13 protein-coding genes are annotated in these 14910 nt (G+C 71.0%); 3 read left to right on the forward strand and 10 right to left on the reverse strand.

Annotation, left to right across the window (positions count from 1 at the left end; genetic code table 11):
• The first annotated feature begins 48 nt into the window (after window positions 1-48).
• The gene (gene speB, locus CP982_RS00545; RefSeq protein ID WP_150508629.1) at window positions 49-999 is read left to right on the forward strand and encodes an agmatinase; all 951 of its coding nucleotides are present in this window, start codon (window positions 49-51) and stop codon (window positions 997-999) included.
• Window positions 996-1970, forward strand: coding sequence for a clavaminate synthase Cs1 (gene cs1 / locus CP982_RS00550; RefSeq protein ID WP_150508630.1), 975 nt, complete (start codon window positions 996-998; stop codon window positions 1968-1970). Before speB ends, cs1 begins: the two co-directional genes overlap by 4 nt.
• 58 nt (window positions 1971-2028) lie before the next feature.
• Here the strand turns inward: cs1 and CP982_RS00555 are convergent, their stop codons facing one another.
• From CP982_RS00555 to CP982_RS00595, 9 genes are all read right to left on the reverse strand, one after another.
• Complete coding sequence (locus CP982_RS00555; protein ID WP_150508631.1) at window positions 2029-2988, reverse strand: 3-oxoacyl-ACP synthase III family protein; 960 nt, start codon at window positions 2986-2988, stop codon at window positions 2029-2031.
• 77 nt (window positions 2989-3065) lie between these two features.
• On the reverse strand, window positions 3066-4205 hold the full coding sequence (locus CP982_RS00560; RefSeq protein ID WP_150508632.1) for an acyl-CoA dehydrogenase family protein: 1140 nt from the start codon (window positions 4203-4205) through the stop codon (window positions 3066-3068).
• A gap of 51 nt (window positions 4206-4256) precedes the next feature.
• Complete coding sequence (locus tag CP982_RS00565) at window positions 4257-5264, reverse strand: aldo/keto reductase (RefSeq protein ID WP_150508633.1); 1008 nt, start codon at window positions 5262-5264, stop codon at window positions 4257-4259.
• Window positions 5265-5276: 12 nt separating this feature from the next.
• The gene (locus CP982_RS00570) at window positions 5277-5921 is read right to left on the reverse strand and encodes a nitroreductase family protein (protein ID WP_150508634.1); all 645 of its coding nucleotides are present in this window, start codon (window positions 5919-5921) and stop codon (window positions 5277-5279) included.
• 105 nt (window positions 5922-6026) lie between these two features.
• A complete protein-coding gene (locus CP982_RS00575; RefSeq protein WP_150508635.1) occupies window positions 6027-7400 on the reverse strand; it encodes an aminotransferase family protein in 1374 nt (457 codons plus the stop codon).
• 511 nt (window positions 7401-7911) lie between these two features.
• Window positions 7912-8160 carry a hypothetical protein gene (locus tag CP982_RS00580; RefSeq protein WP_170316292.1) on the reverse strand — a complete coding sequence of 83 codons (249 nt, stop codon included), beginning with the start codon at window positions 8158-8160 and terminating at the stop codon, window positions 7912-7914.
• Window positions 8161-8421: 261 nt separating this feature from the next.
• Window positions 8422-9252: a hypothetical protein gene (locus CP982_RS00585; RefSeq protein WP_150508637.1), complete on the reverse strand. Its 831-nt coding sequence runs from the start codon at window positions 9250-9252 to the stop codon at window positions 8422-8424.
• Window positions 9253-9816: 564 nt separating this feature from the next.
• Window positions 9817-10797, reverse strand: a complete 981-nt coding sequence (locus CP982_RS00590; protein WP_150508638.1) for an alpha/beta hydrolase family protein — start codon at window positions 10795-10797, stop codon at window positions 9817-9819.
• Window positions 10794-11714 carry a zinc-binding dehydrogenase gene (locus CP982_RS00595; RefSeq protein ID WP_150508639.1) on the reverse strand — a complete coding sequence of 307 codons (921 nt, stop codon included), beginning with the start codon at window positions 11712-11714 and terminating at the stop codon, window positions 10794-10796. The genes CP982_RS00590 and CP982_RS00595 overlap by 4 nt, the downstream gene beginning before the upstream one ends.
• Window positions 11715-11803: 89 nt before the next feature.
• On the opposite strand from CP982_RS00595, the gene CP982_RS00600 reads away from it, so the two are divergent.
• Window positions 11804-12757: a LysR family transcriptional regulator gene (locus CP982_RS00600; protein WP_150508640.1), complete on the forward strand. Its 954-nt coding sequence runs from the start codon at window positions 11804-11806 to the stop codon at window positions 12755-12757.
• Between the two features lie 64 nt (window positions 12758-12821).
• Here CP982_RS00600 and CP982_RS00605 read toward each other — a convergent pair whose 3' ends face one another.
• Window positions 12822-13937, reverse strand: a complete 1116-nt coding sequence (locus tag CP982_RS00605) for a serine hydrolase domain-containing protein (RefSeq protein ID WP_184925731.1) — start codon at window positions 13935-13937, stop codon at window positions 12822-12824.
• Between the last annotated feature and the right edge of the window lie 973 nt (window positions 13938-14910).

The following is a 14910-nucleotide window of genomic DNA, read 5'->3' on the forward strand; positions in this document are numbered from 1 at the left end:
CGCTCCGGGGCCGCCCGACGGTCCGCACAGCGAGGGAGGGACCGCACCGTGGAACGCATCGACATCACCGTCTCGCCGCGTTACGCCCAGATCCCCACGTTCATGCGTCTGCCGTACGACCCGGCGCCGCGCGGAAAGGACGTCGTGGTCATCGGCGCCCCCTACGACGGCGGTACCAGCTACCGGCCCGGCGCGCGGTTCGGCCCGCGCGCCGTGCGCAGCGAGTCCGGGCTCATCCACGGTGTGGGGATCGACCGCGGGCCCGGCACCTTCGACCTCATCGACTGCGTCGACGCCGGCGACATCGACCTGACCCCGTTCAACATGCACATCGCCATGGCCACCGCGCAGGAGAGGCTCAGCGGCCTGCTCTCCGACAACGCCGCCTTCCTCATGATCGGAGGTGACCACTCGCTCACCCTTGCCGCCCTGCGCGCCGTCGCCTCCCGGCACGGACCGGTAGCCGTCCTGCACCTGGACGCGCACTCCGACACCAACCCCGCCTTCTACGGCGGCGAGTACCACCACGGCACGCCCTTCCGGCACGCGATCGAGGAGAAGCTCGTCGACCCGCAGCGCATGGTGCAGATCGGCATCCGCGGCCACAATCCGCGGCCCGACTCCCTGGACTTCGCCCGGGGCCACGGGGTGCGGATCGTCACCGCCGACGAGTTCTGCGCGCTGGGTCCCGCGAGTACCCGGCAGCTGGTCCGCGCGCGCGTCGGCGACGCGCCCCTCTATGTGTCGGTGGACATCGACGTCGTGGACCCGGCGTTCGCCCCCGGCACCGGCACCCCCGCACCGGGCGGTCCCACCTCGCGCGAGGTGCTCGCCCTGCTGCGCTGCGTCGGGGGCCTGCACCCGGTGGGCCTCGACGTCATGGAGGTCTCGCCGCTGTACGACCACGGCGGCATCACGTCCGTCCTGGCCACCGAGATCGGCGCGGAGCTGCTCCACCAGTACGCCTGCGCACACACCCGAGAGAGGACGTCTCCATGACCACGCTCGACTGCTCCGCGTACTCCGCGCGGCTCCTGACCCTGGCCGCGGGGCTGCCGCGCGTCCCCCGCGAGGACCTGTACGGGTTCCTGGACGCGGCGGCGACGGCCGCCCGCGCGCTGCCCGCGCCGCTGGCGAAGGCACTGGACGACTTCAACGCCCGCGGCAACGACGACGGATACCTGCTCCTTCGCCGTCTGCCGGTGGAGGAGGACGACGCCCTGCCGCGCACCCCCGACAGCACACCGGCGCCCGTGGAGCGGCCGCTGCTCAACCAGGAGGCCATGCTCGCGATCGTCGGCCGCCGCCTCGGCCTGCACACCGGCTACCGCGAACTGCGCGCGGGCAGCGTGTACCACGACGTCTATCCGTCGCCCGGCGCGCACTACCTCTCCTCCGAGACCTCCGAGACCCTCCTCGAGTTCCACACGGAGATGGCCTACCACGTGCGCCAGCCGAACTACGTGATGCTGGCCTGCTCCCGGGCGGACCACGAACGCCGGGCGGCCACCCTGGTCAGTTCGGTCCGCAAGGCACTGCCCCTGCTGCCGGACGGCGTCCGCGCCCACCTCTTCGAAAGGCCCCTGCCCTGCTGCGTGGACGTCGCCTTCCGCGGCGGCGTCGACGATCCCGGGGCCATCGCCGACGTCACGGCCCTCTACGGGGACGTCCAGGACCCGTTCCTCGGGTACGACCGCGAACTCCTCGCCCCCCGGAACGCCGCCGACGTCGAAGCCGTCGCCGTCCTGTCCAAGGCGCTCGACGAGGTGCGCGAGGCCGTGTACCTGGTCCCCGGCGACGTACTGATCGTGGACAACTTCCGGACGACGCACGCCCGTACGCCCTTCGCGCCCCGCTGGGACGGCAAGGACCGGTGGCTGCACCGGGTCTACATCCGCACCGACCGCAACGGGCAGCTCTCCGGCGGAGAGCGGGCCGGTGACGTGGTGGGCTTCGTGCCGCGCCACTGAGTGCGGGCGTGGGGGTGGGGCCCGCCGGTGTCGGCGGGCCCCACCCCCACGCCCGCACTCAGCCGCGGTACTCCATGGCCATGATCCCCCAGCTGAAGCCGAGCGCGCTGGTGGCGTGCAGGACCAGGTCGCCACGGGTCAGCCCGTCGCGGGTGATCAGGTCCCGCATCGCGATGAAGGTGTCCGCGTTGCCCATGTGGCCCAGCCTGTCGTACAGGAAGACGCTCTTGCTCCGGGGAACGTCCAACTGCCGCAGCAGGCCTTCGTGGATGTGCCGGTTGCCGTGAGTGACCAGTATGTGGTCGACATCGGTGATCTTCTTGTCGAGCGCGTCGAGCACGTCGGCGGTGAGCTGACCGAAGTTCTTCATGTAGGCGTCGCCGAGGCCGTCCCGGTGGCCGTGGCGCCGTACGACCACCTTGTCGCCTTCTTGGACGCCCGTGTAGTAGTCGCACCAGCTCGGGTCGGTGACCATGCGCGAGCCGAGGACCTCGGCCAGCGGGGCGGACGCCGCCAGGAGGATCGCGCCTGCGGCGTCGCCGTTGTTGAACAGCTCCTTCGCCCCGGGTTCGCCGTGGTCCAGCAGCGTGCTGACCCGGTCGCCGATCAGGACGAGAGCGTAGGCGTCGGGTCTCGACCCGATCGTGTCGCAGGCGTACTGCACCGCGGCCGTCACGGCGTTGCAGTAGTTCGCCATCTCGAAGCAGAACGCCCGCTCGATCCCGAGTTCCTGGGCCACCTTGGCTGCCGGAGACCAGAACGGTGTCCCCCATGTGCCCGAGCCGGCGTAGATCACCGTGCTGATGGCCGAGGGCGGAACACCGGTCCGTCCCAGCACCGTCCGGGCGGCCCGCAGGGCGAGTTCCCACTCCTGTTCGCCCGCCGCGAGCACCGGGATGCTGTCGCACGTGGTGATCGCGCGGACGTCCTCCTCCGGCAGGCCGGACTTCGCGGCCATCTCTGTGACGGTGATTCGGGCCGACGGCAACACGACGTCGAAATCGACGATCCCAGCCACTGCCCACCTCTCCTTCGTCTCTTCGGCTGTCCGTGGCTCTTTCCGTGGAGTTCTCCCGGGCGCGGGGCGGCGGCCGTCTAGGAGAAGAACAGAGGCTTGCCGGTGTAGTAGTCGACGACCGCTTGACTCATGCTCGTCCGGGACGGGGGGTGGAAGACCACGGCCTGCGCGGCAGAAGCCAAGTAGGCGATCTTCGGTGAAGTGATGAAGGCCATCCCACCCAGCATCTCCACCGCTTGGGCGACGGCCCTGGTGACGATGGGCTGCACCGTGAAGCGGGTGAACAGCGAGGCCGCCGCGCAGTCGTTGCCGAGGTCGTCGTCCATGATCCTGCGGGCGAGGCCCTCCACCAGGGACGCCGCCGATTCGATGAGAAGGCACAGGCCGGCACGTTCCTCGACCGGTCCTCGCTTGTCGCGCAGGACCTGATCGACGAGTGCGCTGGCCACCCCGGTGTACGTGGCGGCGACGATCATCTGGAACCAGATCACACCGGCCTCGTTGAGCGCGTCCAGCCGTTCGCCCGCGCTCGCAGGCGCGCGCAGCACGTGCTCGGCTCCGGCGAACACGTCGGTGAGGCGCACCTCGTGGCTCTCCGCGGCGACCAGCGGGAACGTCGACCAGAAGTCATGGACGGAGATGCCCGGCGTGTCGGCGGGCAGCACCAGCAGGCCCATCTCGGTGGCGCCGTCGTGCCCGCGCAGCGCGACGCTCGCGGTCAGGAGGTCCATCGAACGCGACAGGCTGCAGGGCTTCTTGGAGCCGCTGACGAGGTAGCCGCCGGGTGTTTCGCGGGCCTCGACGGTGGGGGTGAGGATGCCGTGCCCCGAACGTCCCTCTGCGTATCCCGACGCGATCAGCGACCGGTTCTTCGCGACCGCCTCGAGCACGGAGGTGCGGAAGGAAGGGCCGCTCTCGTAGAGCGGGCCCAGCGAGAAGAGCATGCCGACCGAGAAGTGGTGCATGGCGGTCGCCACTGCCAGAGATGGGGCGAGCGACGCCAGAGCGCGGATCACTCTGACCGCTTCGAGCGCGGAGGCACCGATTCCCCCGTAGTCACCGGGGACGAGCAGATTGGTGCCGCCGTACTCCTTGAAGAGCGCGACGGCCGGACTCTTCGGCGACTCCAACTGGTCGAACGGCACGTCGGCCAAGCGGTCGGCAAGTCCGGGCAGGAGCGCTTCACAGGTGTCGTGGTCGCGTTGCAGAAATCTCACGGTCTCGTCCCTACTGCTCGTGCCGAGGCTGTCCGGTGCCGGTGGGGCGGCTCAGTTGTCGACCAGCCGCATCAGGAAGGGCGGGTACCGGTCGCCGTGGACGGCCTCGGGAGGCACCGCGGCCGCCACGGCCTGCCGCTCGTCGGGGGTCAGTTCGACGAGCGCGGCTGCCAGGTTCTCCTCCAGGTGGTCGCGGCGGGCGGTGCCGGGAATGGGCACGACGTCGTCGCCCTGCTGGTGGAGCCAGGCCAGGGCGAGCTGGGCGACCGTCAGGTCACGGCTCGCGGCCAGGTGCCTCAGGGCCGCCAGGACGGCCTGGTTGCGGGCGAGGTTGGCATGGCCGAAGCGCGGTAGCCCGTGCCGGAAGTCCTGCGCGGGGCCGAGGTCGGCGGCCGAGCCGATGCTCCCCGTCAGAAAGCCCCGTCCCAGTGGGCACGAGGCGATGATGCCGATGCCCAGCTCCCGGCAGACCGGCACCACTTCCGCCTCGATGCCCCGGCTCCACAGTGACCACTCGCTCTGGACGGCGGTGACGGGGTGCACCGCGTGAGCGCGCCGGATGGTGGCGGCGGAGACCTCCGACAGGCACAGATGGCGCACCTTTCCCTCGGTGACGAGTTCCGCCAGGGCGCCGAAGGCTTCCTCGATCCGCTCGCCGGGCGCCGCCCAGTGCTTCACATAGAAGTCGAGGTGGTCGACGCCGAGGCGGCGCAGCGAAGCGTGGCAGCGCTGCCTGATGTAGCCCCGGTCACCCCGTACGCCCAGGAATTCCCCTTCCTGGTCCCGCTCCAGGCCGACCTTCGTGGAGATCAGTACGCGATCGCGTCGGCCGGCCACGGCCTCGCCGAGCAGTCGCTCCCCTTCGCCGAGGCCCTGGACGTCCGCCGTGTCCAGGAGCGTGACGCCCCGGTCGATCGCCCGGCGCACGGTGGCACGGGCCTCGGCGGGGTCGGCGCGCGCGTAGAACGACGTCATGCTCAGGCAGCCGAGCCCCTGGGCGGGGAGCCGCAGGTCACCGAGTCTGCGCACCGGAAGCGGTGTGCCGTCGTCCGCCTTCATGCGGCTGCCTCCTCACCAGGTGTCGAGGTGGAGCACCTGCTCCAGCGGTTGGCGTGCGGCGGGCCTGAACTCCGTGCCGAGCGAGTACGCCGTCGGGATCAGCGCCGCTTGGTCGACACCGCTCGGCAGGCCGAGGAGTTCCGCGATCTCCTTCTCGTACATCAGGTGCAAGGTGGTCCAGGCGGTGCCGAGGCGGCGGGCCCTGGCGGCGAGCATGTAGCTCCACGCGGCCTGGATGATCGACCCCCACTTGCCCGCTTCGTTGTACTCGGGAGCCTCGTTCGCGTCGAGGCAGGGGATCACGAGCACGGGCACATCGCCCAAGTGGTCGCCCAAGTAGGCCACGCTGTCGCCCACGCGCTGCTGCACCGCGTGGCGTTCCGGGTCCTCGGGGAACAGCGATCCGCACGTCCCTTCCGACGCCAGATACGTCCGCACCGCGCGCTGGTAGTAGCGGCCGATCTCGGCGCGCCGCGCCGTGTCCGTCACGACCATCCAGTGCCAGGTCTGCCGGTTGCTTCCCGACGGTGCCTGCAAGGCGATCTCAATGCATTCCTTGACCAGTGCCAGCGGCACGGGCCGCGTGAGGTCGAGCCTCTTGCGCACGGAGCGGGTCGTGGTGAGGAGTTGGTCCGGGGTGAGGTCCAAGAGCGCCATCAGGTGGTCCTTCGATCTGCGGGCGGTGGATGCGACGTCGGCCGTCATGGGCTGCGGCTGCTTTCGGGCGTCGGCTCTGGCCGTGAGCGCGCTTGCGCTCCGGCTCTACGGCCGGACCCGGCCGTCGGGCTCGACGCGGGTGAGGACCGCGAGCAGTCCGTCGGCCAGTTCGTCCGCCGTGGCGCGGTCCAGTACAAGCGGGGGGTTGATCAGGAGAGAGCGCGGGTTGCCGCGCAGGATGATCCCGGCGTCCTCCCGCAGTGCCTGCGCCACCGGGGCCGTGCCGGTGGGCAGTGGGGTCCGCGCCGTCTTGTCCGCGACGAGTTCGATGCCCAGCATCAGGCCGAGCTGTCGTACGTCGCCCACGACGGGCAGATCGCGGAGCGCCGCCAGTCGGTCGGCCAGGTAGCCGCCCACCGCCGTCGCGTTGTCGAGCAGCTTCTCCCGCTCGATGAGGTCCAGGTTGGCGAGCGCGACCGCGCAGGCGGTGGGGTGCCCGGTGTAGGTGAACCCGATGGGGAAGCCGGTGGAGCCGGTCACCGCGGCCGCGACCTCCTCGGTGACGAGCACCGCGCCGTGCGGGACGTACCCGGATGTGATGCCCTTCGCGGTGACCAGGAGGTCCGGCCGCACCCCGAAGTGTTCGGCGGCGAACCAGTGTCCGATCCGGCCGTAGCCCGTGACCACCTCGTCGAAGATCAGCAGGATGCCGTGGGAGCGCAGGAGTTCGGCGACCCGGGGCCAGTAGTCCGGCGGCGGGACGACCGTGCCCCCGACGCTCATGACCGGCTCGCCGATCATCGCCGCGATCCGGTCCGGCCCTATCCGCTCGATGGTCTCCCGCAGCTCCCGCAGGCAGAAGTCGGTGACGTCCTCGCCGTCGTACGCGGCGGTCTGGTACGGATCGGGGGCCGTGAGGTGGTGTACGTGCGGAAGCACAGGGCCGAAGCCCTCGTGGTACACGGGAAGCCCCGAGACGCTTCCGGCTCCGTACGCGATGCCGTGGTAGGCCGTCCTGCGCGACAGGATCCACGTCCGTTCGGGCTGTTGCCTGCGGTAGTGGAAGAACCGGGCCATGCGCAGGGCGATCTCGTTGCCCTCCGCGCCTCCGCTGGTGAAGAACACCCGGTCCAGGCCGGTGGGTGCGAGATCGGTCAGCCGCACGGCCAGCTCGATGGCCTTGTCGTTGCTCATGGTCTCCCAGAGGTGGAAGCACTCCAGGGACCCCATCTGAGCGGCGGCCGCCTCCACGATCTCGCCACGTCCGTGCCCGACCTGCACCATGCCGAGCGCGGCCGCGGCGTCCAGGTATCGGTTTCCCTCACTGTCGCGGACGTAGCACCCACGGCCCTCGACCATGACGGTGCGGTCCGTGCGGCTGCTGGGGAGATTGGGGTGGATGAGCCGATCACGGTCGGACCGGACCCACTGGGCCGTCCTGTCAGGACCGGGCGTCGGTACCGCCGAGGATGTGGACATGGGGCAAGCTCCTTCGCGGGTGGTGCGGATGGCCCGTCGGCACTCTGGTGTGCGCGGCCCGTCGACGCATGCGCGAGGGCGCCCCCCGTCGGGCGATGCGCGGGTGGACGCGGCGACGGTGAACGGCTGCCGCATGACGAGCAGTGTCACCGCCGGGGGTTGCATTCCACTGGCAGGGGACGCGAGCGGAACGTCAAGCGGGGTGCAAGGCGGGGCGTACGCGCGGTGTCAGCACCTCGCCGACCCGCGCACTCCGTCCCCGCCGTGGAAAACCGACACGTGGACGACGTGGCTGGCAGCGACCTCGGCCATGCGGAGCTGGGCCGTCCGCGGGAACATGGCCCTCGGTCGCGAGGAGGTACCTCCTGCCCGGCCGACTCCACCACGGCCCCCGGAAAGAGCCTCGACACCCCGTGGCACCTGGGAGTCGGCCAGGAATGCCGCCTGCTCGCAAGGCAGATCGCACCGTCCTGTGCGTCCGGGAACAGCCGCATCGCGGCGACGTTCCCAGTCAGGGACAGCGTCGATTCTGGACGACGCTCACGTCGTACCCGGCCTGCTTGTGGATGTCCCCTTTCGGCCGGCCCGACGCGTCCGCGAAGCCCCCATGGACGAGCGCTTCCGGGCTCGTACGCATGAAGCCTCCCTCGGCGTAGCGGGCTGCCGCGGCCACGCGATGAAAGCCGATGCTGCTGCCGATAATCGCCTCGGCGCGGTAATCAGCAAGATAGAGCTCAACGGCCTCGCCCCGCAGAGCCACCAGAGCCTGCCGTTCGAAGGCACGGGCGTTGTCAGTGAGGTGCCTGAGGACATGCCCTCGGCTCCATCCACTTCCGATACATGTCCTCATAACCGGCGGCTGCCCCCACCTCGCACATCGTCGGCGTCTTGGGCATGCTCCGGGACCTGCTGCCCGCGTGGCCGCGCTCGGGACTTGGAGCAGTCCGGACCCGAGCTCGAATGCGATCAGCGGGGCCCCAGGGCGAGTCGACCGCGCTCGCCCTGGGGCCTCGCCTCGCGGCTAGGATCTCGCCAGTTTCGCGAAGAGGTCGTCGATGGTCTTCTGGTCGGCGAGCAGGGGGAGAGTGTCGAAGTACAGCTCCCATTCGCCGCCCGGGCCGAAGCGTTCCATGATTCCGAACGGGACGGGCTCGCCTTGGGGGCGTGTGACCGTACCGTGCCACTCGACGTACGTCGTGGTCTTGCCGACGGCGACCTGCCCCGCCTTGAGCTCGACGTTCGCCTTGTCGAAGAACCTCTGGAGGTAGGACTTCTTCGCCGCCGCGGTCGACAGCGGTGCATCCAGGCCCGGCCCTGACAGGCGCATGTTGCCCGTGCGCGCCAGCAAGGTGTCGATGTCCTCGCTGTTCCATGCCGCGAGACGCCGGGGGAGCTCGGCGTCCGCGCGGCCGCGAGACGCCGGTGTCTTGGCAGGCGCGGGACCGCTGTCCGCGATGCCCTCGAACAGGCCGGAAGGAGCGTCGGGCAGGGTGTCGCGCAGGAGCACGTGACGGTCGTAGTAGCGGCGGGCCTGGAGGGACTTGCCGTCGTCCCCGAGCACGTTGCGCGCTATCTGCGGGAAGGCGATCTTGTGGCCCTTGACCGTGGCCTCGTTCCACTGGCCGAAGACCACGGTGCTCCCTTCGGCCACCACGTCCGTGCCCCGGTAGCGCAGATCCTTCACCAGCCCCAGGGAGTTGATGATCGACGGGCCGATTTCGTCACGACCACGCCTGGCCTTGCTGCCCGCCTCCCACAAAGTGGCATCCGTGTCGAAGATGTCGAGGTACGCCTTGACCCGAGGGTGCTCGAAGCCGCTCTCACCCGGCTCCGGTGCCGGACCCGTCGGCATCTCACCGAACCTGATCTGACGCTGCAAGAACGCACAGACGTTGGGGGTGACGCGACCCTCCAGCCGTTCCACCTTGGCCTGAGCTGCCGGGCACACCTTTCGCCCGGCAGCTGCACCGCCATCGGCCGATCCGTCACCTGGCAGTGCGGCAGCCGACGTCGTAAGACCCAAAACAGTGCTCGCCAACGCCACCGCCAAGACACCCCGTCGGTTCGCGACCATGCGCGTCCCCTTCCTGTTCATCCGATGCGGCCCAGCACCGCTCGGGGTGATCAGCATGGACACCGACGACATCAAGATCGATTACTTGCGAGGTAATCGTGCACGGGACCCGCGGAAGGCGTTCATGAAGGCCACCATCCGGAACTGCTCCGCCCGGAGAATGGGCGACCTTCTTGAGCTAGACCGCCCAGGACCCGCGCACCACCCCCGCCACGGCGGCCCAGCCGGACCCACTCACCACGTAACCGGATCGCGCCCGGCCCGCAGGCGAGGGGCCGGGCGCGCCCGCAGCCGCACAGATGATGACGACGATCCTCCCTGTGCGGCTGTCCACGCTGGTGTTCAGCTCAACGCGTGGGCCATGTGATCACTGACGTGCGGCAGCCAGTCGGGCCGCGCGTTGCCCAGAAGGTGGTCGCCGTGCGGGACGGACAGGTAACTGGCGCCCGGCGCCAGGCGGGCCAGGGGCTCACCGTTCGTCACGCCGGGGATCACGTCCTGGCCGCCGTCCACGACCAGCAGCGGGGCCGCGATGCGGGGCGCCAGCGCGGCGAGATCCACGTGGCGTACGAACTCGTGGGCGGCGTCGGCGCCTCCGGCGCGCCGGGCCATGATGTCCCGTACCGGCGGGGGCAGTTCCTTCCAGTCGAGGCGGAAGGGACCGCTGACGGTGGCGACGGCTGCCACGCGTGGTTCGAGAGCCGCGGTCCGGGCCGCGAAGTAGCCGCCCAGGCTGAGACCGACGAGTCCGATGCGTGGGACGCCGAGGGCGTCGATGACCCGGCCCACGACTTGCTCGTAGTCCGGCTCGAGGGTCGTGGTGGCCGCGAGCACGCCCTGTCCGGGGCCGTCCATCGCGAACACCGCGAGCCCCCTGGCCAGCAGCGCGGACGCCAGATCGAGGAACTCCTCCTTGGCCGAGTCGAGGCCGGGGACGACGACCACCGTCCCCGGTGCGTCGGCGGGGCCGCGCAGCCAGCCGGTGAAGCCCTCGCCGCTCACCCGCCGCGCATCGGGCTCCAGCACCGTGAGTGCTCTGCCCAGCGCGCGATCCGCCTCGGCGGCTGCCCGATGCGCTTCCGCGTACGGCGCCAGGGTGGCCAGATGGAACCACCGGGCCGCCGTCAGCAGGTACTCCCCCGCCGAGAGGGACGATCCGGCGTCGTCCGCACGCCGGAGGTAGGTGTGTCCGCAGTGCAGGAAGGACGGCCCCCAGTCGGCGACGGAGGTGAGGCCCTCCGTGACGCGCCGGTACTCGTGCGGGTCCACGCCCGCACCGGTGGCACGGGTCCACTGGGCGGCGGCGAACTCGGTGGTACTCATCGTGCTCCTCCGATCAGCAGGACGGCCTTGCCGCGTATCCGGCGCTCTCGTAGGTCGACCAGTGTGTCGGCGGTGTGCGCCCAGTCGGCGGTGCGGCCGATCTCCGGGTGCAGTCGGCCCTGTTCCACGAGGCGTACCAGTGCGGCGAGATCGGGGGCGTACGGAGCGCCCGCGTAGTGGAAGTGATGGATCGTGGCGTGCTCGGGCCCGCCGAGGAGGTGGAAGAAGTCGAGGGTCACCGGGGTGCGGCTCGCCTGGCCGAACCAGACGAGCGTGCCGCCCGGGCGCATCTTCGACAGGGCAAGCGGCAGGTCCGGCCCGCCCGTGGACTCCAGCACGATGTCGAACGGTCCCCGCGCCGCGGCGACCTCGTGCACCAGCGTCGCGCCGAGCCGCGCCAGCCGCTCGCCGCGCACCGGCGTGGCCGTCACCGCGGTCAGCTCGGCTCCGGCCCCGACAGCCAGTTCGGTGACGTAGTGGCCGACGCCGCCCGAGGCGCCGGTCAGCAGCACCCTTCGGCCCGCCAGGGAACCGGCCGTACGCAGCAGCCGCAGAGCGGTGATCCCGGCCAGCGGAAGGGCCGCCGCCCTGGCGCTGTCGATGCTGTCCGGGAGCACCGCGAGCGAGTGCGTGGGCACGGCGGCGTACTCGGCCCAGCCGCCCTGCGCCGGGTGCCCGACCACGCGGGTGCCGATGCCGGGGCCTGAGCCATCGGCCGCCGCCTGGACGACGAGCCCTGCGATGTCCTTGCCGGGCAGCAGCTCCGGCTGGGGCCGTTCGAGAAGGAAGGTTTCGCCCCGGTTCGGCGCGAACGCCTCGACCTTGACCAGTGCTTCACCGGGCTCCGGCACGGGCTGGGGGAACTCGGCGAAGGCGACAGGGCGCGCCGCCTCCCCCGTAGGGATCAGTCTTTGCATGCCGACGATGCAACCCCCGCGGCCGTACCGAGATCCAACAACGAACGGGGAAGGCCGACAACCATCGGTTGTCACCTATGGTGAGAGCCATGGATCTCGACGTGGCGCAGGTACGTGCCTTCGTGCGCACCGCCGACGAACTGCACTTCGGGCGGGCGGCCGGGACGCTCGCCATCTCCCAGCAGGCCCTGTCCAAGAGGATCGCGCGCCTGGAATCGCTGCTCGGCACCGACCTGTTCCACCGCGGCGCGAACGGCGTGCGCCTCACCGAGGTCGGACGGCGCTTCCTCCCGCCGGCCCGGCAGACCGTGGCCGCGGCCGACGCCGCCGTCGCGGCGGCGGTCGGCAAGGAACGCCCGCTGCGCGTCGACGTCTGGGGACACCTCTACGCGCCGATGCGGACGCTGGCCCAGGTCGCCGGGCGAGCCGGGGAACTGGCGTTGGGGCACGGGCGCGATCTGCCGTCGGTGACGACGGCGCTGCTCCACGGTGACATCGACGCGGCTTTCGGCCGCGTCCACCCTCCGCTGCCCGCGGGCCTCGCGCACCGCCTCGTCCGCCTCGAACCAGTGGACGCCGTGCTGAGCACCCGCCACCCGCTCGCAGCAGAACCGGCGCTGCGACCGGACCAACTGCGCGACAGCGTGCTGTGGGCACCCGGCGCGCTGGACCGGCTCGACTTCCTCCACCGGTTCGCCGACCGTTTCGCCATCCGGGCGACGGCCCCGAGCGTCAACCTGGGGCTCGCCCACTTCCTCGCCGAGGTGGCGGCCGAGCCACGGCGCTTCTCGCTGGTCCCCGCCGACGTACCACTGCCGGAGGTCCCCGGACTGCGCTCCGTCCCCCTCGTCGCTCCCACGCCGCTGTACGCCTGGTCGCTGCTGTGGCGCACCGGCAACGGACACCCGGGGCTGAACCGCCTCGCCACCGCCTGCGCGGAGGAGGCGAAGCGGAGCCGGTGGCTGGAGTACGACCCGACCCGCGACTGGCTGCCCGAACCACCCGGGCCACCCGCGAGTGGCTCCGGATCCCGACCGGCATGACCTCGTCGACGCGTACTGCGCCGGACCGGCTGCAGAGCCGCCTCCTCGATCCGCCGGGTGCGGGTCAGTCGCAGAACGCCTTGTCGAGGAGCGCGTCGACGGCGTCGTCCGGATCGCCGCGGAAGTCGGGCGTGAGCGCGAGGGTGACCTGGCGGCGCCGGTCTTCCGTGGTGAACGACCAGGCCTGATAGGCCAGGGCGTCGCCGTCGTTGCCGTACAGGCGAACCCCGCACGAGGTGTCCTGCCACCGCAGCCCAAGGCCGTACTGCTTTTCCTTGACACCTGGTGTCCGCATCTCGTCGAGCAAGTGGCCCGGCAGGAGGCGCCCATCGAGCAGCGCGGCCATGAACCGGTTGAGATCGCTCGTCGTGGAGATCATCTCGCCGCCGGCGCCGAGCAGCGACGGATTCATCACGGTGAGGTCGACGAGACGCCTTCCGGTGGCCAGCTCTATCGGTACGTAGCCGTGCGGGTGCGGACCTCGAATGCGCGGGGATGTCCCTGGCGCCGAGGTGCCGTGCAGCCGCAGGGGTCGGATGATCCGGCGTTCGATCTCCTTGCCGTACGGTCGGCCGGTCGCCTTCTCGATGATCTGGCCGAGCAGGAGGTAGCCGGTGTTGGAGTACGCGTAGTCGGAGCCCGGGGGTTCGAACGTCGGCGGGTTGGCCACCGCCCGCCGCACCAACTCGGCTGCGGGCCAGGTCCGCAGGCGGTTGTCCAGAAACTCCGGCGTCGGCGGCATCGGCAGCAGGCGACGGTAGTCCGGCACCCCGCTCGTGTGGTTGAGCAGCTGCCGCACGGTGATCCGGTGGCCGTTGGGGACGGCACCGGGCAGCCACGTTCCGACCTTGTCGTGCAACCGCAGGCGGCCCTCGGCCACGAGTTGCAGGGTGACGGTGGCCAGGAACGTCTTCGTGATGCTGCCCATCCGGAAGCGGCCGTGTGCCGGGACCGCCCGCGTCGTACCCAACTCGGAGACCCCGCTGGTGCCCCGCCATACGCCGTCTTCGTCACGCACCTCCATCAGCGCGCCCACAGCGCTCTCGGCGATGATCGCGTCAAGTCCTCTCTGCAGCCCGGAACGATCCGGCTCCCCCGCCCCGGCGAGCGCGGCGGTTGGCGCCGCGAGCACCGCGACCGCCGTCGTCACCGTCACCAGCACCCGATGTACGCACTTCATCCCGGCCTCCCCATCAGCACTCGCCACAGCGCCCGCCGTACGCTCGGCCCCGTAGGCAATGAGCTTGCTGGAGCGGCCACTCAGCCACGATGGGGCCCGTCGCCGTATCCGTCCGGGGGTTACCCCCACCAGCACGGGCAGCCGCCACCCGCCCTCCCCGAGAGACGGTCGCCATCCTCAGACAGACAGGCGACGCACTCCCCTCTCCGCGCACTGACGGCGCATGCGCGGTGACCAGGCACGCTCACCGAGCCTCGCCAGGAGGGCCGGGGTGACCACGAGGACCAGGAACACCTCTGCGCCAGCGCCACGACCTCTTCCTTCTGCCGCTCCTGGCATGGCACCGCCTCGCCCCGCGCAGCACGACGCTGGGCGAGGCGATCACCGCCGTAAGCCTGCTCCTGGAAATGCCGGCCGACGACGCGCGCCCACGCCGCGACCTCGCGGACGTCCTGAGCCGCTTCTCCGGCGGCCACGGCCAACTCTCGACCCCCTCAAGTGGCCGTTCGGTTCGGCGTGAGGGTGACCGGCGCAGCCCGCCGACTCACCCCGGCCCGCGCCCGCCAAGGCGTGCGGGTTCTCGACCGGGCCCAGCTGGTCGGAGGCAACAACCGGGGTCGCCGAAGCCCCGGCGGGCGCCGTTGGCGCGTAAGGCATCCACCAGGACGGCGGACAGACCTTCGCCCTGCCGGTCCGGCCGGACGGTTTCGGCGACAAGCCGGGCTACCACCAGCTCCTTGTCCGGCCACAGGCCGCGAACGAGGACACACGCAGCCGTACAGCTGGAACCCCAACAGGAGCGGATCGCGGTGGCCGCCGACGCCCCCTTGGGTACGGCGGAGGTCACCTTCGACCTGGACGGCATCCAGGGCGCCGCCAGGCCCGAGATCGCAGCCCCGAGGAAGTGACGAAGGAGGCGGGGCGGGACCGGGTGAGCCTCCGCCGGTGACACCGAAGAAGCACCCACGCCCCG

The sequence above is a fragment of the Streptomyces spectabilis genome (assembly GCF_008704795.1).
Lineage (GTDB): Bacteria > Actinomycetota > Actinomycetes > Streptomycetales > Streptomycetaceae > Streptomyces > Streptomyces spectabilis.